We start from the raw sequence: 26,264 nt of genomic DNA, 5'->3' as shown, positions 1-26,264 counted from the left end.
GGCTCAAGGAGAGGGAATGGCGATCAATCGCGAGTGGGTAGAGTATTGGGAATCAGTAAGTTACGATAGAATGATTGTTACACGTCTTATTTATTCTTTTTCTCTTTCAATGTTCTGCGTCATTAAATGCTTTCACCACGGTAGTCACATTACTTATGTCTATCTACGCTTATCGTGGTCGATGAACGGATGATCCGTTTGCCACCTAAAGCCGCTCGGGGTGATTGAACTGACTATTATTAACCGATGCTCAATTAATACAAGTTCAATTGTTACTAATGTTAAAAAACGGCATAAAACAGTGAATAAAAAGTGGTTTTATGCCGAAATATCCTCGTCTATGCTGAATGCATCCAGTTTTATAGAGTGTTAGTCGGTTGTAGAGTGTTCTTTCTAATACTGTGAATCACGGCAGTGACGCTTAATGATGAGTTTAGGTACTCGTTATCCCTTTCCTACTTGAATCTGTAGCGGTGTTGGCTACGTTCGTTCACCCCAATCACATCGTTTGTCTACGCTCATGGGGATGATGAGAGCCATCCGTGGCTCTCACCAAAGGCCAGCCTACGGCTGTTCAAATTTGTTCCAGACAAATTTGTCAGTCACTTGCCGCCTACCTGCAACTCCAAGTCGTTTGGGTATAGATGACAAGAATGTAATCTTCAGGTCATGTTACTGACAGGCAGCGTAGACTATGATTAGTTTGTTCCAGCGACCAAAGCAGATTGTACTTTGGGTTGTGATCAATGTTGAGTTGTCAGGCAATGGCAACATTTTCATTACGTTTATATCGAGGTATTTATGTTACGTAAAGTAGGGTTATTGACCAGTGTCTTGGTGATGTTTAGTGCCGTGACTTTTGCGGCCACCGATGGACATGCCAAACACCATACAAAGATGGCTGCCCCATCGGCACAATCAGCGTCGATTGCGGCTTATCAGGCCATTAATGATCAAATGCACCAAGCCATGAATATCAATTTTACCGGTGATGCCGATGTGGATTTTGTGCGCGGAATGATCCCTCACCATGAAGGTGCGGTTGAGATGGCGAAAGTGGTATTAGAGCACGGTAGCGATCCTAAAATTCGTGCTTTGGCGCAAGCGGTCATTGCAGCACAAGAAGAGGAAATTAGCATGATGCAACAATGGTTAGCGGAACGAGGCCTTAACTAATTCGTTAAAGCTTATGCTTAGGGTCTGTTTGTGTGGTCAACAGACCCTAGTGATACGATCCTTTTCGACAATGTTCTCGTTAAGTATTGTTATCGTTTGGTGTTTACGAGAACATAACGCCACCTGTCCTGAACTGTAGTAGCGAATGATGAAAATTTTGATCGTAGAAGATGAAAAGAAAACCGGCGATTATTTACAGCAAGGGTTAAGTGAAGCCGGTTTTGTGGTTGATCTGGTACGTGATGGCATTGATGGATTACATCTGGCATTAACAGGAGAGTATGACCTCTTAATATTGGATGTTATGTTGCCGGGACTGGATGGGTGGGGTGTGTTAAAGACGATTCGTCGTGCTGAATATCATATGCCGGTGCTGTTTTTGACCGCGCGGGATGCCGTTGAAGATCGTGTGCATGGGCTTGAATTGGGTGCTGATGATTACCTCATCAAGCCTTTTGCTTTTTCCGAATTGCTTGCTCGAGTTCGGACCTTATCGAGAAGAGGGAAAACGCAAAAGATCGATCACTTACAGGCAGCAGACTTAGCGCTTGATCTGGTGAAACGTCGAGTGATACGAAATGGACAACGAATTGATTTAACAGCGAAAGAATTTATTTTATTAGAGTTATTATTGCGCCGACGAGGTGAAGTTTTATCGCGCTCGTTTATTGCTTCTCAGGTATGGGATATGAATTTTGATAGCGATACGAATGTGATTGAAGTGGCTGTGCGTCGTTTACGAGCGAAAGTTGATGACCCCTTTGAGCCAAAGTTAATTCGTACTGTTCGAGGAATGGGGTACGTGCTTGAGGTTGACGAGACGTGAAATTGGCGCAATCTCTAACCGTTAGACTGGCGGTGTTGTTTGCTCTGATGGCGGGTGGACTATTGATCATCATGGGCGTGTTAATTGAGCGCTCAGTGTCCCTCCATTTCGATGAATTAGATAGCCATGAGCTAGCAACCAAGCTGGCTACTGTAGAAAGACTCCTATCGACGGCGAATTCTCATCACTCACTTGACACCTTATCGCCCCGAATCAATGAGATCCTTGTAGGGCATGATAATGTTGCCATTTTGATCGCTATTGCCGATCAGCAATGGCAATATGCTCTGCGTGCTGAACACCTTGAGCCGATTAAGACTCATTTAGTCACCTCTAAGCAACCTTTTCTCAAATGGAGCGATGCCTCTGGGGCGGATTTTATTGGTATCGCCACTCAGTTTTCTGTGTCATTACCAGAGCTTAGCGACGTTAATGTCTTGGTCGGGTTAGATATCTCTCATCACGTGCATTTTCTTAATACCCTACGCTTACAATTAGGCATCGGGATTGGTATTGCAACGTTATTTGCGGCGATGCTCGGCTGGATGGCCGCCCATAAAGGCTTAGCGCCAATGCGAACGATTGCTGGTACAGCAAGGCGATTATCGGCACATAGCCTTGGGGAACGGTTATCAACAGAAGAGGCACCCAGCGAGATACAAGAACTGGTGCAAGCTTTTAATGGCATGTTAGAGCGTCTCGAACAGTCGTTTCGTCGTTTGAATGAATTTTCTGCCGATATCGCTCATGAGTTACGCTCACCAGTCTCCAACTTGATGACCGAGACACAAGTGGCGTTATCACGCTCTCGCTCGGCAGAGGAGTACCAAGAAGCCTTACATTCTAACCTAGAAGAATTTGAACGCTTAGCCCGGATGATTGCTGATATGCTGTTTTTGGCTAAGGCTGATAATGGCATGCTGCCGAAACCTGAGCAAAATGTTGCACTTGAATCAGAAGTGCATGCTCTGTTTGAATTTTACGAAGCTTTGGCAGAAGAAAAGGGCTTAACGATGAAGTTGGTCGGTAAGGGCTCCGTGATCGGTGATCGCTTAATGTTACGAAGAGCACTGTCTAATCTTTTATCTAACGCGATTCGACATGCTCCCGCTGAACACGTGATTACGGTGACGATAAAAAGGGTTAATCATCAGGTTCACCTTCTAGTGAGTAATCCGGGAGAGCCAATCCCTCGCGATCATATCCCCTTGGTGTTTGAGCGCTTTCATCGAGGCGATCCTTCTCGTCTACGTCAAGGCGATGGCTCTGGTCTCGGTCTTTCTATTACCCGTTCAATCGTTGAGGCTCATCAAGGTGAGATTATACTGGAGTCTGATCCCCAGCAAACGACATTCACGATACGGCTCCCCGCTCATCCATAACTAGCGGTGAAAATACCAATATAATAAAGAACAGCTACCGTGACTGTCCTTTATCGATCTTAAAGTCTATCAACACCTTCGTTACAACTGACGATTAATGTTCAATCAGCTGTAGGCCATACGGTAAAGCATCACCAAAGACACGTTTTGACTCACTGGCAGAAAGCTCACTGACGCTATCGACCAGAGCTACCCATGCATCCGGAACCTTACTGTGTTTCAGTTTGCTTAACACATCGCGACGCATGGAATCACTAATATCAAACAAGCGATCACCCGTTTTACGGCACATCATCACGGTGGCAAAAGCAATCATCGGTTCTTGTTGCCAGTTTTGCTCAAGCAGAGTGGGTAACCATTGTTCTGCTTGTTCTCGCGCAATAACGGTGTGTTGGCTGCCATAAAATAGACTGCGTGAGGCAAGTCGGCCAAATGCCCACCAGTGAGCCTGAGCGAAGTTGGTTTGGTTGAGGGCTTTATTCAAAAACCAAGACGCGAGCAGAACTTTATCTTCAACATCCAGGTGTTCTAACGATGCAGCAAGGCGCACCATCGCTTCGTAGCCCATCTCTTGCGCTGCTTTCGCCGTTTGTGGGTTTTTCATCGCGCCGGGATGCAAGTATTTGGCAATGTCGGCTAGAATTTGCTCTTGTTGGCTTTGGTTTAATCCCCCTGCAATTCGCCTCCAAAATACCCACCAATCGCTCCAACCTTGTTGATTTTGAAACTGAATACCTTGCTGATAGAGACCCCATACCTGATCGATGCGCCATGGGTCGGTGCTATCACCAAAACCTGGACGTAATGTAAACCCAGCCAAGCGTAGCCAATGTTTTTCGTGTGCTTCTGAGCGACGGCGACGTTTACGTCCTTGGGCTAATACATCAAATAAATGGCGCAGGGTGGTGAAATCCCATTCATCGCGTTTGCCCAGTTGTTTCTCAAGGGTTTTGGTTAAGGTTTTTATCTCGTTATTCGCTGCACTTTTGGTATTACCGCTGTACAAACGGGCGATTAAAGCTTTGCATTCCGATAAGCGAGGATGAAGAGAGGCTGGTTGCTGCATCGCTTCGGTTTGCTGACGAACTTCGAATTCTAATGCCCAGCGTTTACTTTCATCGTCGACGTGAACACACTCTATTTTCAATGTACCAACTTCGGTTAGCTGACAGGCCAGTTGTACTTCAATGCGCTCTTTTTGGTTGGCATGTAAAACGGCCCCTTCACCTTCGAGGCTGGTAATGTAGGGCGGTAAAGGCGTAAATCGTTCCGGTTCAATGTTGATCAGCATCCCATTTTGTATTGGCGCTTTTTCATCAATCGTATCGTAACTGGAGGTAAGAAGGTTAAAACGGACAGGCTCGCCTAACGTTAACGAGAAGCGCCGACCAGTTAAGCGGATCTCTTGCCCTTCTTCACTGCCTTTAGCGAGTAAACACAATGCTTTGCCTAAATGATTCTTTTCGGGAAGATGTAAAAAATACGAGCGAGCAGATCCGCCGCCAATTTTCAGCTGTGCACCACGTCGAGCCTTGGCAAACGCGACAGCACCAAGCGCTACGGCTAAATCAGGGTGAGGGTTATCTAATACGGTTATTGGCGCCCCTCGCCAATCGGTCAGCAATTGGGTAAGACGTTCGGTAATTAATGGACTATTAAAAACCCCACCGTTGAGCAGCAACCCAACGGGTATTGCTGGCTGTGTGGTATCGAGCTGATTGAGTGCTGATAGCGCAACAGATTGATGCTGGTGAAGAAATTCGGCGACATGTTTACTCACTGCAGGGTCAGCGACGTAGGGCAAGCCAAATTCGACCACCGCACGACGCCGCTTATCAGGCAGCCGTGAAAATTCAGACCGTGGAAAGAATCCTTCTAAAGCAATCTGATGCACTTCTTGGCGAGTGAGCGAGACGCTTTTACTGCCACCGAGCAATTTAGATCCACTGCCTAATAGGGTGATTTTTACATTGTCTGGGGGATTGGTAGACAGCAGTTGCTCTTTTGCTTGCCGTGTTTGTTGAATCAATTTACTCAGGCTTGCAGCGCTCAGCTTTTGGTTCGTATTGAAATGTTGTTCCGCAAGATGGGCGAGGGCGAGGTCTACGTTATCACCACCGAGCATGAGGTGCTCACCGACACCAACACGATTGAGGATTAAACTTTGCTGGTGTTTGGCTTCAATTAAGCTCAAATCGGTGGTGCCGCCGCCGACATCACAAACTAAAATCAAAGGGACTTCGCTCAGTTGCTCACTGGCGGTAGCGGAATGACGAGTATACCAATCGTAGCAAACGGCTTGTGGCTCTTCTAATAAAATGATGGTAGATAAACCTGCCAATTGCGCAGCATCGAGGGTGAGTTGACGGGCTGTTTCATCAAATGAGGCTGGCACGGTGACTACCACTTCTTGATTTTCTAACCGATCTCCCGGATGGCGGTGATTCCACGCTTGACGGATGTGGTTGAGATAACTCGCACTGGCAATCACTGGTGAGACTTTATCGACATCACTCGCTCCAGCCCAAGGTAAAATGGCGGAGTGTCGGTCGACACTCGGATGAGACAGCCAGCTTTTGGCACTCACCACTTGGCGACCTTCGACTTTGGCACCGAGCGCTCGGGCCCATTCACCAATGATTACCTGAGGAAGATCGCCACTGACCGGTTGATGTTCCCAAGGTAGGGTAAGATCGGCGGCGTTGACTTGCGCTGCTGCTGGGTGATAGCGAAAAGAAGGCAATAACGGTCTACGCACCACTTCACCGGGCCCAATTAATTGATCGATCTCGAACAAAGCCACGGGTGAATGTAATAAATCCGTGGTTAGCTCGCAATAAGCAACGACAGTATTGGTGGTGCCTAAGTCAATGCCCACCAGAAAACGAGGAGATGTCATGACAACCCTTTTCATGAATAAAAACGACACTCTGAAAGTGCCGTTTTTGTAATGGATGACTAAGCGGTCGGTTGCGCTTCTTCACGGACATTGAATTCAACATGCCACGTTTGGCCATTATCAGCGGCGATGGCCTCAAGGCGTAACGTTCCTAACTCAGTGACTCGTGCAGCTAAGGTGACAGGGACAATTTCACCTTCGCGACGGCCTTCTGATACCGGTAAAGTGACTTGGATCTCCGGTAGTTCTTCTAATTCGTCATCTTGCCAATGATCCAGATGGGTGCCTGCGGCATCGTCACGGCGAGTTGTTGAGCCAAAAAACTGGAAGTTAACCGGTTGACCAATCACTAAACCAAAAGTTTGGCTGGGGACGTCGACGCTAGAACCTTCTTCCATACCAAACGGTGCAACACAGAGTGCTTCCATTGGCGGAGCCATACCGGGAATTGCTGGCATCGCACTTTCAATACCCACGTAGTAACTCGAAGCTATACCACCACGAATACGCACCCCTTGACCGCGGCGAACCACACCATAATAAGCGGCACCTCTGGCAACGGCTAAGTCTAAGTCAACGCCCGTCAGGCGTTTAGCGATTGGAGCGTTGGCTTCGACTAGCCATTGATTAATGGTGTTCTGCAAACGTTCAGCTAAGAGAGAGGATTTTAACACTCCGCCATTAAACAATATCGCGGTTGGCTTAATAAAAGCGTTTGACGGTGATGATTGGCCGGGCATGCCACCAAGAAACGGATTGAATTCTTGGTCTGTTGCCTCTGTGGTTGCGTTAGCTTGTTTGGCAAGAAACGCGGCAATATGGCGAGTAATACCTGCATCTTGCGCATAAGGTAAGCCCATTTGGGTTAATGCGCCACGGCTACGTTGCTGCGGATGATCATTAATCGTCACTTTCGGGAAGAAGCCGTCAATCAGCATTTGCTGAACGTCATCTTGTGTTAACTCGGTTTTCAATGTGCTACCGAGCAGTTTGGATCCGCGACTTGGCACAACAATCGGCATCGCTTGTCGTTGACTATCATTCAATAACGCTTCTTTGGCATCGCGGCAAGCGTGAGTCATCGCTTGCACTTGCCAAGGTTGTAGATCTTTACCTTCTTTGGCCAGCTTCATTTTTAAGTGGTAGGCAAGAGCGAGATCCATATTATCGCCACCGAGCAAAATATGCTCACCGACGGCGATGCGTTGTAAACTTAGTGTTCCTTCATCTTCGGTCACTTCAACCAGTGATAGGTCGGTAGTTCCGCCACCAATATCCACCACCAGTACGATATCGCCGACATTGACCTGATCACGCCATTGATCATGACTATTATCGATCCAGCTATACAGTGCGGCTTGAGGCTCTTCGAGTAGGGTCAAATGGGTTAAGCCAATATTCCGCGCCGCTTCAGCCGTGAGCTCTCGCGCTGCCGGATCGAACGAGGCGGGTACGGTGATGGTTACTTCTTGATCACAGAGCGGATGTTCGGGATGAGTGTGATCCCACGCTTGTTTTAAGTGCTCAAGGTAAAGCTCGGTGGCGCGTAGAGGGGAGAGTTTTTCCACTTCTTCGGGACTGCCTGCAGGTAAAAATGTTTCACGACGATTCACACCGCCATGGCATAACCAAGATTTCGCACTGGCCACCAAGCGAATCGGCGTTTTAGCGCCAAGGTTGCGGGCAATCGCTCCTACTAAGGCATTGGGTTTATCTGTCCATGGCAATACACGAGACGCTGGATTCATTTCGTGTTCATGGGGTTGATAGACGAAAGAACCAAGCTGATTGAGCGATTCGACGCTACCCGGTGCGCTGAGCTGAGGAATCGGCATCACTTGCACACTCGCGTGTTCGTTGCGTGTATCACTATAGGCAAGCACACAGTGAGTCGTACCTAAATCAATACCGACACTAAAAGTTGCTGATGGTTGCGTGGAGAGATCGTGTTGATGTTCCATTATAGCTCCACCTCTGCTGGGGCAATGATTGAGGGATCATAATGCTCGGCCAGTTTCGGCAAGTGTAGTGCGCTGGCTTTCCACCCTTTGTGGATCAACGTACCAGTAAACGGTGCTTGTCCGGTCACGTTGCCGATCAAACGAATCGCTTGCGAGTTGAACCCTTGTTCAACGGTGATGCGGGTCTCTTCTTCTTCAGTACGAATTGGCTCTAACGTTAAGTATTCTTTGAGAACTTTTTGACCGCCCGAATGGATAACGCGAGCCGCTGCACCGACTTCTTCGTCAGAGAATGCGCTGAGTTCTTCTTGTAAAAAGTCAATGAAGCGGGCTTCTTTTTGCAAAATGGCCAGCAATTGCAGTGCCGAGTCAGTGGATGTGGTGGCAAGCTTGGATTCTACTTCGACCACTTTTTCGACGATTTTTTCTACTTCAACAATCTTTTCGACTTCAATAATTTTCTCCACCGGTTTTTCCACTTCGACGATCTTCTCAATCGGCTTTTCAACGATGGTTTCTATCACACGCGGTTTACGAAGAATCAGTAATAACAGGGCAAATAAGCTGAAAATAGCAAGGACAGCGTGGAGCATGTCGACGGTGGTTGGTATAGCGCTTAAATCGAAGTTCATGATGAATTCTCAATATTAGGTCTAACAAATACAGCGTGGTGCAGTATTTTGATGATCAGAATAGCTTGATAAATAAGGGCAGATATTAGCATATTCAACCGATGAGGCATGGTTAAATCGGTGTTTTCAGGGTGAGAGTGCGACTATTCGTTCGCTTTTTAAGCGCTCAACGTGGTGATTTGCCGAGTTTGTCGACAATCGTTTTAAAATTGCGGCAACCAATCGTGGTGCTACGGTTTAATCGTCGAGTTTTGGCAGAGAGTTGGGTAGTATTTGTGGTTTATTGACAATCAGTCACGGAATAAACGAATGAATTACAACCGAGTGGTGTGTTTTGACCTCGAAATGTGTTGCTGGAATGAGAACGGCGTAGGCACTACCGGAGAGATCATCGAAGTGGGGTTGGCTGAAATCGATCTTACGGCGGGTAAAATCGTCAAGCGAGCTCAATATTATGTACAACCAGAGCAGGATAAAATTTCTGAGTTTTGCGTTGAACTAACGGGGATTACTCCGCGTAAAGTGGCTAAACAAGGCCGCCCCCTTGCCGATGTGTTGCGGTCGATGGTGAAAAACTTTGGTGGCAGTAAGAAAATTTATGCGTGTTGGGGAAGAGACGATTTGATCTTAGCCAAAGAGTGCGCGCAAAAAGGTCTGCCTATGCCGATCCACGAATGCATCAATTTAGCGACCTTATATCGTCTTCAACATCGTTTAAAAGATAAACGAATCGGGCATCGAGCGGCGCAAGAAGCACAGGGTATTGATTGGGAAGGACGTCAGCATTCCGGTTATGTCGATGCTTACAATCTGGCAAAACTGGCATTAACGATGTTTTAAACATTCATCGACCTATTTATATGGCAAATCTCTCAATAAAAACGCGATGACAATGCTCAAAGGAAAAATCTGACTTAAACTGGTAGTAATCAATGGATAAGTAAGGTTATCAGGATGAAATTTACCAGTATTCGCCAACAGGTTTTAACCTTTAGTGTGTTAGCCCTTTTATCAATCACCCTTGCGGTGATTGGTTTTAGTTATCATAGCAGTCAAATTTTATCGGCTTCCGTTAATCAACAGGTCGATCAAGAGCTGCGCCGTCAAGCGTTACAAAACATGCAGCTTATTGCAACGCAAGAAGCGTTAGGAGTGAAAAGTCGTTTTGACCAAGCGATGCTCATTTCACAGTCATTATCGAGTAGCTTAGAAGGTGAGCGTCCTTCTCGTGAAGTGGTCACTGAGATGTTACGCAGTGTTTTTCTTCAACATCCCGACTTGCTAGGTATTTATACCGGTTGGGAAGCGCATCAATTCGATGGTGATGATATTTTTTCGCTCGGCTTACCGCATAGCAAAGATAATGGTCAATTCGCCCCCTACTGGAATCGCTCTGCTTCGGGGCAACTAGGGATGCGTCCATTAGGTAATATGTACGATAAAACCGTTTCTTCGACAGGCGTACGTAATTCTGAATGGTATTTATGCCCCATCGAAACGGGCAGAAATTGCGTGATTGATCCTGCAAGTTACGATATCCAAGGTGTACAAACCTTGTTGAGTTCTTTTGTTTCTCCTGTGATGGTTAATGGTAAAGCGGCGGGGATGGTTGGTGTCGATTATTCGTTAAACTTCCTGCAACGCATCGCTGCCGATACCCAAAAGCATATTGATCGTCAAGCGCGAGTCCTCATCCTTAGCCCGAAAAATATCGTGAGTGCAGACAGCTCTGAAGCCGCTAATGTTGGTAAAGCTCTTCAACAGACAGGTGTCGCTCAGTTGATCAGTAAGCGGGTGGTTGGACAAAGCCGGATTGAAGATAATTCAGTGATCGCATCAGCGCAGTTTCGTGCTCATGGCGTGAATGATAACTGGGAAGTGATTGTGATATTACCGGTTTCTGTGGCATTAGCTCAGGCCGCTGTGATCTCCCAGCAATTAGATCAAGGCTTCTCCGCTAACCTACAAGGTCAGCTTTGGGTCGGTGGTTTACTCATCTTATTAGGTATTATCGCCATGTGGGTCATGGCATTATCAATCAGCCGTCCGATTCAAAAGCTGGTTGGTTTGGTTGAAAAACTCACCCAATCTGGAGGTGATTTAACCCAAACCATTAAAATTGATCGCCGTGATGAAACCGGGCAATTGGCTCATCATTTAAATACCTTTGTCGGTAATGTTCGCTCGATAGTCTCTGATGTCGCTCAGCAAATGGATGGCTTAACGGAAAGCACGCAGCGTTCGGCTTCTTATGCGAAACAGGGCGTCGATCAGATTAGACATCAACGAGCAGAAATAGAGCAAGTGGTAACCGCAACCAATGAAATGTCTTCTACCGCGCACAGTGTTTCCGACAATGCTCAAGAGACGGCCAGCGCCGTGACTCAAGCTCAGCAAGAAATTAACCAAAGCCAGCGCGAAGTAGAACAAAGTGCCGAAGGCTTGAAACGTTTAGCTAATGATCTTCTTAAATCTGCGCAAGAGATAGAAGAGCTGGAAGCGCAAAGTGAGCAAGTGGGGTCAATCTTGGATGTCATTCGAGCCATCTCTGAGCAGACCAACTTATTGGCATTAAACGCAGCGATTGAAGCGGCGCGTGCTGGTGATCAGGGACGCGGCTTTGCCGTGGTGGCTGACGAAGTGCGTAACCTTGCCACGCGCACCGCGCAGTCTACCGATGAAATTCAAACCATGATTGATACCTTACGTCAGCGCAGTAAAAAAGCGGTGGCCACAGTGAATGAAAGTCGTGAACAGAGTAATAACTGCCAAGCGTTATCACAACGTGCTGTTGATGCTTTAAAAGAGGTTCGCGCGCAAAGTGAACGTATTCAAGACATGGCCCACCAAATCGCCACCGCAGCAGAAGAGCAGGCGGCGGTGACTGAAGAGGTGAATCGTAATATTGTGGCGATTAATGATGCGGCGAATGAAATTGATCATGGTGCCAGTGCCGCCAATCAAGAGAGTCGTGATGCGGCGAATCGAGTGAGTGCGGTGAGCTCGCGTTTAAATCAGTTTAAATACTAACGAACGGTCTTGGAGACCTTGATGGGCATATTGCTTAGCTCCCATCAAGGTCATCGTGGAATTCAACATTAAAGAAAGTAAAACAGCAAACAAATAACCCATCAAGCGAAGGTCGCGTTAATTCGAGAACTTCGCTTTATTTTTTCGGATTAACAACCATCAATTTTGCGCGAATAAACTGACTGTGGTCAACGTACAATAACTCAGCCGTTTTACGGATCACCGCATCTTCTAGTGGATCAATCTCACCATCCGCATGGGCAACTTCCCACATCGCTTTTATTAACTCAAATCGTTTGCCTTGGGTTAATTCTCGTAGCTGAGAGGTAAATTCATACAATGATGCCGATTGACGTATTTGTTGCTCAGCACGGCTAATCAAAGCTTGTGCTTCACTGTCGTCTATTGCAAGTAAACGTTGCAGTAAGGCTAGCTTCGCTTGTCGTTCTGTGGGGGTTATTTTTTGATCTGAACCGGCGACCTCACTCAATAAACAAGCGATTGCAAAATTAGGGCTAGGGGAAGGTTGACTTAGATCGTGCCCGTCGAGGAGCTGTTTAAATAAGGCGGTAATAGTATTGAACATAAAAAATACCTTTCTCTATATGCGGTACCAGTGAACGTTAATGATTGGAGGATAAAACGCTGCCACAGTTCCCTTATTGTTGTAGAAAATGGCGCAGAGAAGGTGCTTATTCAAGCGTTGAGAGAGTTAAACGCTTACAGTTCCCAGTCACTGATCATTTCTACAAACTCCGAACTGCTTTGTTCATGGGCAAGCAGCAGTAGGGCGACTAAAGCTTCAACTTGAACGCTCTGTGGATTGGGTTCATTGAGTAATTGAGTAATACGCTCACGGATCAGATTGATTTCATGCTGAACAAAACCGCGACCCTCTTCCTCGCCTTCACCTTCTTCTGGAGCATTATCAAATTGTAAAAACAGCATATCGTTATCGTGCTGAGTACCGACTAAACGTTCGGGCAGCCAAAGTTCTCCCATGACGACTTCAGGGTCACAATCAGCAGGCAGGTCATCAAGTCTTAGTTTCAGTTCAGAAGCTTTCACAGTATTTTCTACTTAGTTAGGTATCTTTCTATTTTAGCGGCCAAATGACAATAAAACTAAACCTTCTTGCATGCAATGGGCCATAAACGAACAATTAATCATCGAAATACATTTTTTACTGGTTAACGAGCCGAATCAGCAGGATTGGCTTAATACGAATTACCGATCGACCAACAAGTTTGTGATACAATTCGGCTAATTTTATGCAAAGAAAAGAATAGGTAACGCTTTGACTCAGTCACAGCCTCACTCAGAAAAAAATACGATGGCAAAAGCCAATACCGTCAAGTCATTGCAACAAGCGTTGCAACAGTGTTTGATAAAAGACCGTTTTCGTCTCAATAAGCGGATCATCGGTGCCAGTAAAATTGTTAAAGAACAAGCAAGAACAGCCGTCTTTGATGAAATAGCGCTGGATATTGCCCGTTCAATGATGGTGGTTTCGCAGCGAGAAGCGCAAAAAATCACGATTGATTACCCAGAACAGTTACCGGTTAGTCAAAAGCGGGATGATATTGCGCAGGCGATTGAGCAGCATCAAGTGGTGATTGTCGCTGGGGAAACCGGTTCAGGTAAAACTACTCAGTTACCGAAAATTTGTGCTGAACTTGGACGTGGTAAATATGGGCTGATTGGTCACACGCAACCACGTCGACTCGCCGCTCGTTCGGTGGCTAATCGCATTGCCGAAGAAATGCAGTGTGAGCTTGGTGGCGTTGTCGGTTATAAAGTGCGTTTTAACGATCAAATCTCTGAGCAAACCCAAATCAAATTAATGACTGACGGTATTTTACTGGCAGAAATTCAACATGATCGTTATCTCAATCAGTACGACACGATCATTATTGATGAAGCTCACGAGCGCAGTTTAAACATTGATTTTATTCTCGGTTATTTACGCCAATTATTACCCCGTCGTCCTGATCTCAAAGTGATCATTACCTCGGCAACCATTGACCCTGAGCGATTTTCGAAACACTTTGCTAATGCGCCGATCATTGAAGTGTCAGGCAGAACCTTTCCGGTAGAAACGCGTTATCGTCCACTAGTGGCAGAAACGGACAGCGATCGCGATCAACTCGAAGGTATTTTTGACGCGGTGGATGAGCTGTGCCTTGAGGGGTTAGGGGATATCCTGATTTTCATGAACGGTGAACGGGAAATTCGTGACACTGCTGATGCGTTGGCAAAACGTAAGTTACGAGATACAGAGATTGTGCCTTTGTATGCCCGTTTATCCTCCGGCGAACAAAATAAGATCTTCCAGCCTCATAGTGGCCGGCGGATTGTTCTCGCCACCAACGTGGCGGAAACCTCGTTAACGGTGCCAGGGATCAAGTATGTTATTGATCCGGGTACCGCGCGGATCAGCCGTTACAGCTATCGCACCAAGGTGCAACGTTTACCGATTGAACCGATTTCTCAAGCCAGTGCTAACCAACGTAAAGGGCGCTGTGGGCGTGTCGAAGAGGGTATCTGTATCCGTCTGTACTCAGAAGAGGACTTTTTATCTCGCCCTGAGTTTACCGATCCGGAAATTCTGCGCACCAACTTAGCGTCAGTCATTCTACAAATGACCGCGCTAGGCTTAGGCGATATCGAGGCGTTCCCATTTGTTGAAGCGCCAGACAAACGCCATATCCAAGATGGCGTTCGCTTGCTGGAAGAGTTGGGGGCAATGAACCCTGAGATCAGCGACCCGAAAAAACGCTTGACCACGATTGGACGTCAGTTGGCTCGTTTACCGATTGACCCACGTTTAGCGCGAATGGTGTTGGAAGCGCCGCGGCTCGGCTGCTTAAAAGAGGTGATGATCATTGCCTCAGCGTTATCGATTCAAGACCCAAGAGAAAGGCCGAGTGATAAGCAGCAAGCCTCAGATGAAAAACATCGCCGTTTTGTCGATGAAGACTCGGATTTTGTTACCTTAATCAATCTGTGGCATTACTTACAAGAGCAGCAAAAGACCTTGAATAGCAATGCTTTTCGTCGTCAATGTAAACAGGATTATTTAAATTATTTGCGCGTTCGTGAGTGGCAAGACGTTTATTTCCAAATTCATCAATCGATGCGTGAAATGGATTATAAGCTCAACGATCAGCCGGCAAATTATGACAGTCTGCACAGCGCCATTTTGGTGGGTTTGCTGTCACACATCGGCAGTAAAGACGCTGAAAAAAATGAGTATCAAGGGGCTCGTAACGCAAGATTCAATATCTTCCCAGCTTCTGGTTTATTTAAAAAACAGCCAAAGTGGGTGATGTCGGCAGAACTGGTCGAAACCTCGAAACTGTGGGCGCGGATTGTCGCCAAAATTCAACCGGAATGGATTGAGCCTCTTGCTAAGCACTTGATCAAGCGCAGTTATAGCGAACCACATTGGTCGAAGAAAAGTGCCGCGGTGATGGCGTATGAAAAAGTGACCCTTTATGGCGTACCTATCGTTGCCAAACGAGCGGTCAATTATGGGGCGATTGATGTGCCATTGAGCCGCGAGATTTTCATTCGCAGTGCTTTGGTGGAAGGTGATTGGCAAACCAAACACGCTTTCTTTAAGCAAAATCGCGCTTTGTTACTTGAGGTCGAGGAGTTAGAGCATAAATCGCGTCGCCGAGATATCTTGGTGGATGATGAAGAGCTGTTCCAATTTTATGATCAACGAGTTGGCGCGGAGGTGGTCTCAGGGCGTCATTTTGATGCTTGGTGGAAAAAAGCCAGCCATGATAACCCAGACTTACTCAATTTTGAAAAAGAGATGCTGGTTAAAGGCGATGCCAGCCATATCACCGAACTCGATTATCCTAATTTCTGGCACCAAAACGGAATTAAATTAAAGCTCAGTTATCAATTTGAACCGGGTATTGATAGTGACGGTGTCACGGTGCATATTCCTTTGCCGATCCTTAACCAAATTGAGCCGCAAGGCTTTGATTGGCAAATTCCGGGTTTACGTCATCAATTAGTGGTCAGTTTGATTAAATCGCTACCGAAAACGCTGCGTAAGAACTTTGTGCCAGCGCCAAACTATGCTGATGCCTTTTTAGCGCGCGTCACGCCGTTAGCAATGCCATTACTGGATGCGCTGGAAAAAGAGCTTAAGCGGATGACAGGCGTGGCTATCGAGCGTGAAGATTGGAATTGGCAGCAAGTACCTGATCACTTAAAAGTGACCTATCGGGTAGTGGATCATCGTCATCGGAAACTCAATGAAGATAAAGACTTATACGCATTGAAAGAAAGCTTGAAAGCCAAGGTTCAAGAAACCTTATCGCAAGTGGCGGATGATGATATTGAGCAGAAAGATCTCCACACTTGGTCGTTTGGTGAGCTGCCGAAAGTTTACCAGCAAAAACGTGGCGGTTTTGAGGTTAAAGCCTATCCGGCGTTGGTGGATAATAAAGACAGCATTGAAATTAAGCTATTTGAAACGGAAAGTGAGCAGCAAACTGCGATGCAAGCCGGACAAAGACGATTAATTTTGCTTAATGTGCCATCACCGATCAAATACTTACACAGTAACTTGCCTAATAAATCTAAGCTTGGCTTGTATTTTAACCCTTACGGTAAAGTGCTGGATTTAATTGATGATTGTATTGCTTGTGGCGTTGATAAGCTTATCGAGCAGCATGGGGGCATGGTTTGGCAGCCAGATGCTTTTGAAGCGCTGAAAGAATATGTTCGCGCTGAACTGGGGGATACGGTGGTTGAGATTGCCCAGCAAGTAGAAACCATTTTGACCACCGCCTACAACATTAATAAGCGTTTGAAAGGTAAAGTTGATTTCACGATGGCTTTTGCTTTATCGGATATCAAAGCACAAATGGAAGGGCTGATTTTTAAAGGCTTTGCCACCGAATGTGGTTGGAAAAAGCTGGCGGATATTTTGCGCTACATGAAAGCGATTGAAAGGCGGATGGAAAAGCTGCCGGTTGATCCCAATAAAGATCGCTTGCATATGTTGAAAATTGAATCGGTGGTTAACGAATACAAGACCTTATTGAATAAAATTCCGAAAGGAGTAGCTGTGCCTGAATCGGTCAAAGAGATCCGCTGGATGATCGAAGAGCTAAGAGTGAGTTATTTTGCTCAGCAGCTTGGTACGCCTTATCCGATTTCAGATAAACGAGTCAAACAAGCGATTGATGCCTGTTAGGCAAGCTGCAAGTCACCGCCCATCGGGCGGTGACTTCAAATGATAAGCGGATATATTATTGATCTTTATTCACTATCTGTCCTTTCGTTCCTTGAGGTGCGGTGAAGATGATTCTATAATTTCCGGTAATGCATAACATTGGCTTAGCAGCAGCGGCCAGACAACTATCAAAAGGTTAATTATGAAAAAAACGTTACTTGCCCTCGCGCTATTGGGAGCCTCTTCTGCAGCAATGGCAGATGCTTTGGTTTACGCTGGTGCATCGGTTGGCCAATCTGATTACCGTGGTGATAGCAGTACGGCTTATAATTTGCATGTTGGAACCGGAATTCTGCCATTTTTTGCGGTTGAAGGTGGTTACACAAAATTAGGCGATTTTAAAATTAACGGTATTGAAACCTCTGCTTCAACCATGTATGCCGCACTAAAGCCAAGCATTGATTTTGGTCCTTTACATATTTATGCGCGTGGTGGTATCCATTCATGGAAAACAGAAATCAACAACAGTAAAGATGATGATGGTTTCGATATTATGTATGGCGTAGGCGCTGAATATTTTATTATGGGTCCTTTTTCGGTAGGCGCGGGTTACCATCGTTATACTCTCGACAAGAAAGACGTCAGTGTACTTTCCTTTAACGCGACTTTCCATTTTCTATAATCGCTTTAGCGGTTAGTCGTCAAATCGGTTTATCGCTCAGTTGATAAATCATCGATAACGCCCTTGGAGGTTTTGTTTTTCTCCAAGGGCGTTTTATTCTCGTCAATTATGTATTTAACCAATGACTGAACGCCACTCTTGGCCAATGTGCATTGATGTAGTCAATAAAAGCTTGGGTCCTTTCTGGTAAGAATCGCCGTTGAGGGTGCAGTAAATAAACATCAGCCCCTTCTATATCCCATTCTGACAATAAAGGAACTAATTGCTGCTGCGTCAGTTCTTGGCTAATCAATCCTTTCGGTAAGCGAGCGACTCCCATATCTAGGAGTGTCGCTTGTAAAATCGTATCTAACTCTTCTGAACTTAAGCGAGCTCGCGGGGTAAATTGAAATTGTTCTCCTGTGAGCCGATGTTTAAACACCCAAGCCTGTTTGGTATTCAGTGTCAGTAGCGGTAATGTTTGCAACTGTTCAGGGTGATTTAAGGTTAAGGTAGCGGCGTAACTGGGAGTCGAGCAGAGCTGCGATGGATTATTGGCTAGCTTACGAGCGACCCAATCGGAATGTGGCTGAGGACCAAAACGCAAAGCGATATCAATATCGTGACGCGTAAAGTAATCCATGCCCGCACCGACTTGAAAATGGATATTAACGTTGGGATGTTGTTGACAAAATTCTAATGCAAGTGGGCTCAGTTGATGACGTAAGGGGATAATCGGTGCATTAATGACAATCGTGCCACGATATTCTTGTTTGGCACGTAAGGCGATTTCTTGTTTCGATTCGATTTCAGCGAAGAGCTCGGCATAGGTTTCAAATAATTGTTCCCCTTCTTTGGTTAAAACAATTTCTTTACTACTACGGATCAGCAAGATGCTACCCATATCATGCTCTAATTGTTGGATTCGGCGACTCAGAGTGCTGCTGGAGAGGGCTTTTTGCTTAGCGGCTAAGGCGAAGCTACCGCAGCGTACCACCGTAATAAAAAGCGCCAGATCGTCTAATTTCATCATGATCCCATATTTGCAATTGACGATCCCATTCTATCCTATTTTAGATAGAATGATATTCAGTTATCTTATAGTGATGCGCGATAGGCTGCGCTTTCTTCAATCTTGAGTTACCGAAGCGGCGCACCCTCTGCGCTCATTCGCTGATCACTTACCCATAACGTTATGTTGTATTGGTATCGTTTAATACCAGAGGATTTATGTCAACCGATTCGACTTATTCATCCAACCCGAAAATTATTTTTGCCAGCGTCGCACTGGTGATTGCCTTAGGCTCTTTAGAAAAAAGTATTGTCACCACACCTTTGGCTTTGATTGGTCAGGAGTTATCCGCTGGAAAATCCCTTACTTGGGTGATTACCGCTTATTTATTGGCTGCGACAGCAGTACTGCCGGTTTATGGTAAGTTAAGCGATCTGTTTGGTCGGGTGCGCATGCTCAATATCAGCATTGTCATTTTCATGATTGGCTCAGCACTCTGTACGTTTGCGATTGATTTGCCGAGTTTAATTGGTGCGCGCGTGATTCAAGGCATTGGCGGTGGTGGCTTAATTGCGCTGGCCTTTACCGTGATTGCCGATTCGATTCCAGCGCGTGAAGTGGGTAAATATCAAGGCTATATTTCCGCGGTATATGCGGTATCGAGTATTGCGGGGCCACTGTTAGGCGGTTATTTTGCCGATCATTTAACGTGGCGTTGGGTCTTTGGAATCAACTTGCCGCTTGGCTTGGTGGCATTGTGGATGGTCAATCGTTACCTCAGCCACTTGAATAAACGTCGTAATAGCCGCTTTGACTGGCTTGGTGCTGGATTATTGATGATCGCCACTACCATGTTGCTGATGTTGCTTTCATCGCACTCGTTTATGCCTAATGGCTGGGGGGCGTTTATTTTATTAGCTAGCCTTGTCATGCTTGTATTGGTAGAAAAACGCGTTAGCGATCCTATTTTACCCGCTCGTTTAGCGCGTTTGCCCAACTACTTAACTGCCATTATGTTAGTGATGGGATCGCAAATGTTGATGTTTGCGCTGTTAGTTTATCTACCTTTGCAACTGCAATGGCAGAAAGGACTTTCTCCATCACAAAGTGGCGTCGTGATGGTAATTTTTATGTTTTGTATCACGGCGGGCGCATATGTCGGCGGTAAGCTGGTCGCTAAGTTTGCTCGCTATAAATTGTTAGTGGCATTAGGTTTTGCTTTGGCGATGATCGCGCTATGGCAAATTCACTATGATATTTGGGTTAATTTCGCGCTCGGTTTTGCAGGAATTGGCCTTGGGTTAACTTTGCCTGCACTCAGTGTTGTCGTGCAAAGTGTTTTGCCTGCTCGCGATCGTGGGATTGGCATGTCGTTATTTAATTTTGGCCGTGAGTTAGGCGGAGCGTTAGGGGTTGCATTTTGCTCGGCGTTATTCTATCTACGAGTTCCCCAAGACGTGACAGTCAGTGAACATGGTGCTGAACAAGCGCAAGTCGCGACTCATGTACTCGCTCAAGGCTTTAGCTTGGTTTATATCGGGATGAGTGTTTTAGCGCTTTGTGCCATGTTGCTGACCATTCTCAAGCTGCGTCGTGATGCATTAACCGTTAAGGCACCAGCCACAGAGTAGGGCTATTCACTTTTGTGATGCTAACTAATGCGCTTAACACTAATCGGTGTTGAGCGTATTTTTTTTTACCTTTATTGGATAGAATTCAGAGAGTTTTTATTTCTGTGATGGCAACATTATGTCAGCGATTATCCTATCAGCGGCTCAAGTCGATGATTTAGAAGTGCTCAATCAGTTGATGTTTGAGTTACATGACGAGCATCACCGTGCTTGTCCAGCTTATTTCAAAACCGCTCATGAGATTGAGCAAGAGAAGAGTATTGCCCGTTATTTAGATGATCCGGAATGTTTGGTTTACGTTGCTAAACAGGGTTCTCAGATCGTTGGTTTTATTACTGGGCATTTTTGTGAGTTAATTTCGAGTGTCAGTCAGCCCATTCCGATGGGTAGTATTGATGAGCTATATGTTGTTCCCTGTTATCGTCAACAAAGAGTCGCAGCCTCACTTCTTGCTCATTTAGAGCAGACATTCGTTGAGTATGGCGTCAAAGAAATGTTTGTTGAGGTGTGGGAGTTTAATCAAACGGCGCAACATTTTTATCAGCAAGGGGGATTTGTTCCACATATACATTGGTTGCGAAAACCCCTATCACAATAGAAGGTGTAACCTTGGTGTTGTTCTGGCTGGTCTTCATTAGGATGTCGATGATTTCCCCTTTGTTATTGCCGAAAGATCGAGAGGTTTAGAGTAGAAATACCCTTGTTGATATTGAACCCCTTTGTTGGCAAGGTATTTGGCTTGAGCGGCATGTTCCACTCCTTCCGCGACGATATTGACCTTAAGCTGATGAGCCAGCTCAATAATGGTATTTAAGATCGGCGCACTAACCGATTGCACGCCAATTGAATCAATAAAGCATTTATCGATTTTTAAATAATCGAAAGCAATATGTTGCAGGACCGATAATGAGGTTTGTCCTGTGCCAAAATCATCAATAGAGATCATCACACCAGCTTGCCGTAATTCTTGTAAAATAGTTTGTCCTTTTTTATCCAGCAGTTGGCGTTCAGTAATTTCAACCACCAACTGAATTCCTTGAGCAGCAAGATGACTGGCACAAAGGATTAAACGATGAATATGCTTTTGGTGTGAAAGATAGCAAGGTGGAACGTTGATACCAAGGTGTAATTGCTGATGGTTAGGTAAATGCTGAGCATCTTTTTGAGCTTGGTTAATCACATAATCGGTCACTTTATTGATTAAGCCATACTCTTCTGCAATTTGAATAAACGTATCGGGTTTAACAAAACCTAATTTAGGGTTAATCCAACGCAGTAACGCTTCATAGCCGACCACATTTTGTTTCTGACTGTCGATGACAGGTTGATAGACTAAAAACAGCTCGTGTCGTTCTAATCCTTTCTTTAAATCATCTAATAAGCTCGTCCGGCCGGTGAAAAATAAAAACAGAACATAAATGAATAGTGAAAGTGCAATCGAGGCCGGAAGGGCACTCAGTAGATAAAAGGTTATCTGTTCAGTAACAAAAGAGTCACTAGCGACAATTTGTAACGTAAAAAGTTGGTTGGCCGATGTGACCTTTACGTTATGTTGTTTAGTGATGAATTTACTATTAGCTGGGTAGTATTGATTACCGACTTTGACGATTAATTGAGCTATGCGAGTGTCGGTGTGATAACCGAGACGAGCTTGAATATAACCTTGATCGACAACAGAAATGGCTCCACGATAGGGATTGTTTTTATCGGCATCAATCACTAATAAAGTGCGCATGGCTGGATCGTTTTGCAAGTCAAAGAAGCGTTCTTTACTGGTGACAATGCCATCGGGATAATAGTCGCTGATATCTGACTGCATCTCTCCCCGTTTGGACGAACAAACAATTTGTTGATCTTCAACGATCAACATTTCACGCAGTAAACTTTCAAATAACAGGTCTTCTTGAATCTGTGCGCAGCTTTTATTGCTGTATAACGCTTTGGCATTTTCATCATGGAGATCAGCAATCAGGCTATCGATACGTTTGGCATACGAATCGGCAATGGTGTTCAACTGGCTATTAATGCTCGTGACGCTGGTATAGTAAGCGTAAAAAAAAACGATCGGAATAGGGATAAGACAAGCAGATAATATTTTTTTGAGCAGGACTCTTTTTTTATTTTGCAATGCTTTTTACCTGTATTTCTAATTTCGTCTTAAATTTGAAACGGATTGTGCATAGATTGCGCATTATAGAGCAAGCGTGCTGAGGTACAAGGCATAACTCATCGAAGATATCGTTTTTTTATGCGGACATATAACCTCATTAATTAAAAGTAGTATTCAGTCATTGGTTTCGCCAATCGGTTATTCGTTGGTGGCATTAAGACGACATTAAAAAAATAACTCTTCATTAGGTTTAATCGACCGTTAACTACTTCATTTTTTACACCTGTATAAATATTTATACTCACTAAACTCTGCTCTTTCGAAGCATGTTTACCCGCAAAATGACCACTACATTGATGAGACACTGAGGACGCAAACGAATTATGGTTATTTAATGTAATAAAATTGTTACATTTTTGGTGTTTTTTAGAGAGGGAGATAGGTATCTGCTGATCGTTGCGACTTTATTGAATCGTGCCATGGTTAATAGAGATTTCGACCCTATAAAGGAAACCTAGACATGACATCAATAAGTAACCCTCTTGGTACCGATGGTTTTGAGTTTGTTGAATACACGGCAGCGGATGCACAGGGGATTGACGCACTAAAACAGCTGTTCACTTCTTTAGGTTTTGCTGAAATCGCGAAGCACCGCTCTAAACAAGCTTGGCTATATCGTCAAGGGGATATCAATTTCATCATCAATGCTCAACCTCATAGTCAAGCGGCTGATTTTGCAAAGCTGCATGGCCCATCGGTGTGTGGAATGGCATTTCGGGTTAAAGATGCAGCAGGGGCATTACAACATGCCTTAAGTTGTGGAGCCGCAGCTTATCAAGGTGAAATAGGACCGATGGAATTAAGCATTCCAGCGATTTATGGCATCGGTGACAGTTTGTTGTACTTTGTTGACCGCTATGGTGATAAAAGTATCTATGATGTTGACTTCTTGTTTTACGATGATGCAGAGCAGCGTTTGCAACATAAGCAGGTTGGTTTATGTGAAATCGATCATCTTACTCATAACGTAAAACAAGGCAATATGGATAAGTGGGCTGGTTTTTATGAACAGTTGGCGAACTTTAAAGAGATTCGATATTTTGATATTGAAGGGAAATTGACTGGCTTGGTTAGCCGTGCGATGACCTCACCATGTGGAAAAATTCGTATTCCAATCAATGAATCGCGTGATGATAAGTCACAAATTGAAGAGTTTTTACGTGAATACAATGGCGAAGGGATTCAGCATATTGCCTTGAGTACCACCGATATTTATCACACTGTGCGTACGTTGCGAGCGCAAGGTATGGAGTTTATGCCCACCCCAGATACCTACTATGAGAAAATCAATTCGCGCGTTCCAGGTCATCATGAATCCGTTGATGAGTTACGCGAATTGCGGGTATTGATTGATGGTGCGCCACTCAAAGATGGTATTTTGCTGCAAATATTTACCCAAACCGTTATTGGGCCAGTCTTTTTTGAAATTATTCAGCGCAAAGGCAATCAAGGTTTTGGCGAAGGTAACTTCAAAGCCTTGTTTGAATCGATAGAAGAAGATCAAATTCGTCGTGGAGTGCTAGATGATGCATAAACCGTTCACGTTTCCTCATCGCGAAGGGGTGTTTTCGAAACAGGCTCATGCGGATTTTCCTGAGCAAGCGATCTATGAGCGAGAAGCCGGGCGCAGTGGCTTTTTTGGCGCTGCGAGTCACTTTCATCATCAGCATCCCCCCACCGCATGGACCGAATGGCAGGGCGATTTACGGCCAAGAGCATTTAATTTAAATCACTTGAGCCACTCTGAACAATTATCCCCTTGGTCTGTTCCTCATTTGCTGCATAACCAAGAGGTGAAAATCCGGGTCTGGCAGCTTAGCCAACCAATGACCCAATTAGTGCGTAATGCGGATGGTGATGAATTATTATTTGTTCATAAAGGCAGTGCCGAGCTGTTTTGTGATTATGGCCATATGACGATTCATGAAGGGGATTATGTGTTAATTCCTCGTTCAACGACTTGGCGTTTAGACCCTAATGAACCGCTGTTTTTGTTGATGATCGAGAATACGGATGCCGCTTATGCGTTACCAGAAAAAGGCATTGTTGGTCAGCACGCTCTGTTTGATCCAGCGGTGCTTGAAGTGCCGAGTATTAATACACGTTTTCAGGCGCAGTACTCAGAACGCACCACGCACGTTGAAGTTAAACGGCACGATCAAGTGAGTGTGATTACCTATCCTTTTAATCCCCTAGATGCGGTAGGCTGGCATGGCGATCTGGCGGTGCTGAGGCTCAATTGGCGAGATATTCGACCACTAATGTCCCATCGTTATCATCTACCGCCCTCTGCACATACCACCTTTGTTGGGCAAGGATTTGTGGTCTGTACGTTTGTGCCAAGACCGATTGAAAGTGACCCTGGTGCGCTAAAAGTACCGTTTTATCATAACAATGACGATTATGATGAAGTACTGTTTTATCACGCGGGTGACTTTTTCAGTCGCGATAATATTGAAGCTGGGATGGTGACTTTTCACCCTGCGGGCTTTACTCATGGCCCTCATCCGAAAGCGTTTCAAGCCGGATTAAAAAACAGCAAAACGTTTACCGATGAAGTGGCGGTAATGATTGATACCCGCCACGCCCTGCAATTTAGTGACGCGGTTAAAGAAGTAGAAAATCCTCAGTACGTTTATAGCTGGAAAGAGCACAAGGATACGCCATGAAGTTAGCGACGTTAAAAAATGACACACGGGATGGTCAATTAGTGGTTGTCAGTCGAGATTTACAGCGCTGTGTGATTGTTGACCACCTCGCTTCAACACTCCAACAAGCACTCGATAATTGGCAAAAAGTGGAAGGGCCGTTACAAGAGATCTCCCAAGCTTTAAATGCCGGCCAGCTTACTCATACTTTACCGTTTGTTGAGGATAACTGTGCCTCGCCGTTACCAAGAGCATTTCAATGGGCAGATGGCTCAGCTTATGTCAACCATGTTCAGTTAGTTCGACGTGCTCGTGGAGCCGAATTGCCAGAGAGTTTTTGGACTGATCCGCTGATGTATCAAGGGGGATCGGACAGTTTTCTGGGGCCACACGAACCTATCCCACTTGTAGATCCCCAATGGGGATTAGATTTTGAAGCTGAGGTGGCTGTCATCACCGATGATGCCCCTATGGGGATCACAGCGGAGCAGGCAGGGCAACATATTCGCTTAGTCATGCTGGTGAATGATGTCTCTCTACGAGGGTTAATTCCCAATGAATTAGCCAAAGGTTTTGGCTTTTTCCAATCGAAACCGAGCTCAGCCTTTTCTCCGGTGGCAGTGACTCCTGATGAATTAAACGATGCGTGGGACGGCGCTAAGTTATCTTTACCATTATTGTCGACTTTTAACGGTCAGTTGTTTGGCTGTCCGAATGCAGGGGTCGATATGACCTTTGATTTTCCTCAGTTGATTGCCCATGCAGCGAAATCTCGCCCTTTATGCAGTGGCACGATTATTGGTTCTGGTACCGTCTCAAATAAGCAAGGCACGGAGTACGGAAGTTCAATCGGTGAAGGGGGTGTCGGTTATTCGTGTATTGCCGAGTTACGAATGATTGAAACCATTCGTGATGGGCAACCCAGCACCGCTTTTATGCAGGTCGGTGATACGATAAAACTTGAGATGCTCGATCATCAAGGTAATAGCGTATTTGGTCGTATTGAACAAACGGTGATTGAATCAGGGAGATAGAT

General features: G+C 45.4%; 19 protein-coding genes. 12 read left to right on the top strand and 7 right to left on the bottom strand.

Going from position 1 to position 26,264, the window contains the following annotated elements:
• The first annotated feature begins 801 nt into the window (after positions 1 to 801).
• From FKQ60_RS01145 to FKQ60_RS01135, 3 genes are all read left to right on the top strand, one after another.
• Positions 802 to 1,176 (top strand): DUF305 domain-containing protein, encoded by a 375-nt coding sequence (locus FKQ60_RS01145; protein WP_004395201.1) that lies wholly within the window; start codon positions 802 to 804, stop codon positions 1,174 to 1,176.
• A 148-nt stretch (positions 1,177 to 1,324) separates the two neighbouring features.
• Positions 1,325 to 2,002: a heavy metal response regulator transcription factor gene (locus FKQ60_RS01140; RefSeq protein WP_004395202.1), complete on the top strand. Its 678-nt coding sequence runs from the start codon at positions 1,325 to 1,327 to the stop codon at positions 2,000 to 2,002.
• Complete coding sequence (locus FKQ60_RS01135; RefSeq protein WP_170905876.1) at positions 1,999 to 3,384, top strand: heavy metal sensor histidine kinase; 1,386 nt, start codon at positions 1,999 to 2,001, stop codon at positions 3,382 to 3,384. The genes FKQ60_RS01140 and FKQ60_RS01135 overlap by 4 nt, the downstream gene beginning before the upstream one ends.
• Before the next feature lie 94 nt (positions 3,385 to 3,478).
• On the opposite strand, the gene FKQ60_RS01130 is transcribed toward FKQ60_RS01135, so the two are convergent.
• From FKQ60_RS01130 to FKQ60_RS01120, 3 genes are read right to left on the bottom strand one after another with little or no spacing between them, the layout of a single operon-like run.
• A complete protein-coding gene (locus FKQ60_RS01130) occupies positions 3,479 to 6,283 on the bottom strand; it encodes an Hsp70 family protein (RefSeq protein WP_004395204.1) in 2,805 nt (934 codons plus the stop codon).
• Between the two features lie 59 nt (positions 6,284 to 6,342).
• A complete protein-coding gene (locus FKQ60_RS01125) occupies positions 6,343 to 8,244 on the bottom strand; it encodes an Hsp70 family protein (RefSeq protein ID WP_170905875.1) in 1,902 nt (633 codons plus the stop codon).
• Complete coding sequence (locus FKQ60_RS01120) at positions 8,244 to 8,876, bottom strand: DUF2760 domain-containing protein (protein WP_154168102.1); 633 nt, start codon at positions 8,874 to 8,876, stop codon at positions 8,244 to 8,246. The genes FKQ60_RS01125 and FKQ60_RS01120 overlap by 1 nt, the downstream gene beginning before the upstream one ends.
• Positions 8,877 to 9,185: 309 nt before the next feature.
• Here FKQ60_RS01120 and FKQ60_RS01115 point away from each other — a divergent pair, with 309 nt between their 5' ends.
• The gene (locus FKQ60_RS01115) at positions 9,186 to 9,716 is read left to right on the top strand and encodes a 3'-5' exonuclease (protein ID WP_004395207.1); all 531 of its coding nucleotides are present in this window, start codon (positions 9,186 to 9,188) and stop codon (positions 9,714 to 9,716) included.
• A 114-nt stretch (positions 9,717 to 9,830) separates the two neighbouring features.
• Entirely contained in the window at positions 9,831 to 11,906 is a 2,076-nt protein-coding gene (locus tag FKQ60_RS01110) for a methyl-accepting chemotaxis protein (protein WP_170905874.1), read from the top strand.
• A 136-nt stretch (positions 11,907 to 12,042) separates the two neighbouring features.
• Here the strand turns inward: FKQ60_RS01110 and FKQ60_RS01105 are convergent, their stop codons facing one another.
• Together FKQ60_RS01105 and FKQ60_RS01100 are read right to left on the bottom strand one after the other, a co-directional pair.
• Entirely contained in the window at positions 12,043 to 12,492 is a 450-nt protein-coding gene (locus tag FKQ60_RS01105; protein WP_040904279.1) for a TerB family tellurite resistance protein, read from the bottom strand.
• 134 nt (positions 12,493 to 12,626) lie between these two features.
• Positions 12,627 to 12,974: a hypothetical protein gene (locus tag FKQ60_RS01100; RefSeq protein ID WP_004395210.1), complete on the bottom strand. Its 348-nt coding sequence runs from the start codon at positions 12,972 to 12,974 to the stop codon at positions 12,627 to 12,629.
• A 229-nt stretch (positions 12,975 to 13,203) separates the two neighbouring features.
• Here FKQ60_RS01100 and hrpA point away from each other — a divergent pair, with 229 nt between their 5' ends.
• Positions 13,204 to 17,127: an ATP-dependent RNA helicase HrpA gene (hrpA, locus tag FKQ60_RS01095; RefSeq protein WP_346009469.1), complete on the top strand. Its 3,924-nt coding sequence runs from the start codon at positions 13,204 to 13,206 to the stop codon at positions 17,125 to 17,127.
• 181 nt (positions 17,128 to 17,308) lie between these two features.
• Positions 17,309 to 17,788 (top strand): outer membrane beta-barrel protein, encoded by a 480-nt coding sequence (locus FKQ60_RS01090; RefSeq protein WP_072669170.1) that lies wholly within the window; start codon positions 17,309 to 17,311, stop codon positions 17,786 to 17,788.
• A 106-nt stretch (positions 17,789 to 17,894) separates the two neighbouring features.
• Here FKQ60_RS01090 and FKQ60_RS01085 read toward each other — a convergent pair whose 3' ends face one another.
• Positions 17,895 to 18,797: a LysR family transcriptional regulator gene (locus FKQ60_RS01085; RefSeq protein WP_158144939.1), complete on the bottom strand. Its 903-nt coding sequence runs from the start codon at positions 18,795 to 18,797 to the stop codon at positions 17,895 to 17,897.
• Positions 18,798 to 18,997: 200 nt separating this feature from the next.
• Between FKQ60_RS01085 and FKQ60_RS01080 the strand changes: the two genes are divergently transcribed.
• Together FKQ60_RS01080 and FKQ60_RS01075 are read left to right on the top strand one after the other, a co-directional pair.
• Positions 18,998 to 20,410: an MDR family MFS transporter gene (locus FKQ60_RS01080; protein ID WP_154168110.1), complete on the top strand. Its 1,413-nt coding sequence runs from the start codon at positions 18,998 to 19,000 to the stop codon at positions 20,408 to 20,410.
• Between the two features lie 118 nt (positions 20,411 to 20,528).
• A complete protein-coding gene (locus tag FKQ60_RS01075) occupies positions 20,529 to 21,008 on the top strand; it encodes a GNAT family N-acetyltransferase (RefSeq protein ID WP_170905873.1) in 480 nt (159 codons plus the stop codon).
• Between the two features lie 36 nt (positions 21,009 to 21,044).
• Here FKQ60_RS01075 and FKQ60_RS01070 read toward each other — a convergent pair whose 3' ends face one another.
• Entirely contained in the window at positions 21,045 to 22,538 is a 1,494-nt protein-coding gene (locus FKQ60_RS01070; protein WP_170905872.1) for an EAL domain-containing protein, read from the bottom strand.
• 502 nt (positions 22,539 to 23,040) lie between these two features.
• Between FKQ60_RS01070 and hppD the strand changes: the two genes are divergently transcribed.
• Genes hppD through FKQ60_RS01055 form a run of 3 tightly spaced genes read left to right on the top strand, consistent with a single transcriptional unit; the run spans position 23,041 to position 26,262 of the window.
• Positions 23,041 to 24,114 (top strand): 4-hydroxyphenylpyruvate dioxygenase, encoded by a 1,074-nt coding sequence (gene hppD / locus FKQ60_RS01065; protein ID WP_158138487.1) that lies wholly within the window; start codon positions 23,041 to 23,043, stop codon positions 24,112 to 24,114.
• Entirely contained in the window at positions 24,107 to 25,249 is a 1,143-nt protein-coding gene (locus FKQ60_RS01060; RefSeq protein WP_154170643.1) for a homogentisate 1,2-dioxygenase, read from the top strand. The genes hppD and FKQ60_RS01060 overlap by 8 nt, the downstream gene beginning before the upstream one ends.
• Positions 25,246 to 26,262 (top strand): fumarylacetoacetate hydrolase family protein, encoded by a 1,017-nt coding sequence (locus FKQ60_RS01055; RefSeq protein WP_170905871.1) that lies wholly within the window; start codon positions 25,246 to 25,248, stop codon positions 26,260 to 26,262. Before FKQ60_RS01060 ends, FKQ60_RS01055 begins: the two co-directional genes overlap by 4 nt.
• Positions 26,263 to 26,264 lie beyond the last annotated feature (2 nt).

It is taken from the genome of Vibrio sp. A11 (assembly GCF_013048705.1).
Lineage (GTDB): Bacteria > Pseudomonadota > Gammaproteobacteria > Enterobacterales > Vibrionaceae > Vibrio > Vibrio metschnikovii.
The sequence above is the reverse complement of the archived record's forward strand: the minus strand, read 5'-3'. Positions and strand labels throughout refer to the sequence as shown.

Coding starts and splice junctions, on each gene's coding strand:
- FKQ60_RS01145 (WP_004395201.1), top strand. CDS start 802: ATGTTACGTAAAGTAGGGTTATTGACCAGTGTCTTGGTGATGTTTAGT.
- FKQ60_RS01140 (WP_004395202.1), top strand. CDS start 1,325: ATGAAAATTTTGATCGTAGAAGATGAAAAGAAAACCGGCGATTATTTA.
- FKQ60_RS01130 (WP_004395204.1), bottom strand. CDS start 6,283: ATGACATCTCCTCGTTTTCTGGTGGGCATTGACTTAGGCACCACCAAT.
- FKQ60_RS01125 (WP_170905875.1), bottom strand. CDS start 8,244: ATGGAACATCAACACGATCTCTCCACGCAACCATCAGCAACTTTTAGT.
- FKQ60_RS01120 (WP_154168102.1), bottom strand. CDS start 8,876: ATGAACTTCGATTTAAGCGCTATACCAACCACCGTCGACATGCTCCAC.
- FKQ60_RS01115 (WP_004395207.1), top strand. CDS start 9,186: ATGAATTACAACCGAGTGGTGTGTTTTGACCTCGAAATGTGTTGCTGG.
- FKQ60_RS01110 (WP_170905874.1), top strand. CDS start 9,831: ATGAAATTTACCAGTATTCGCCAACAGGTTTTAACCTTTAGTGTGTTA.
- FKQ60_RS01105 (WP_040904279.1), bottom strand. CDS start 12,492: ATGTTCAATACTATTACCGCCTTATTTAAACAGCTCCTCGACGGGCAC.
- FKQ60_RS01090 (WP_072669170.1), top strand. CDS start 17,309: ATGAAAAAAACGTTACTTGCCCTCGCGCTATTGGGAGCCTCTTCTGCA.
- FKQ60_RS01085 (WP_158144939.1), bottom strand. CDS start 18,797: ATGAAATTAGACGATCTGGCGCTTTTTATTACGGTGGTACGCTGCGGT.
- FKQ60_RS01080 (WP_154168110.1), top strand. CDS start 18,998: ATGTCAACCGATTCGACTTATTCATCCAACCCGAAAATTATTTTTGCC.
- FKQ60_RS01075 (WP_170905873.1), top strand. CDS start 20,529: ATGTCAGCGATTATCCTATCAGCGGCTCAAGTCGATGATTTAGAAGTG.
- hppD (WP_158138487.1), top strand. CDS start 23,041: ATGACATCAATAAGTAACCCTCTTGGTACCGATGGTTTTGAGTTTGTT.
- FKQ60_RS01060 (WP_154170643.1), top strand. CDS start 24,107: ATGCATAAACCGTTCACGTTTCCTCATCGCGAAGGGGTGTTTTCGAAA.
- FKQ60_RS01055 (WP_170905871.1), top strand. CDS start 25,246: ATGAAGTTAGCGACGTTAAAAAATGACACACGGGATGGTCAATTAGTG.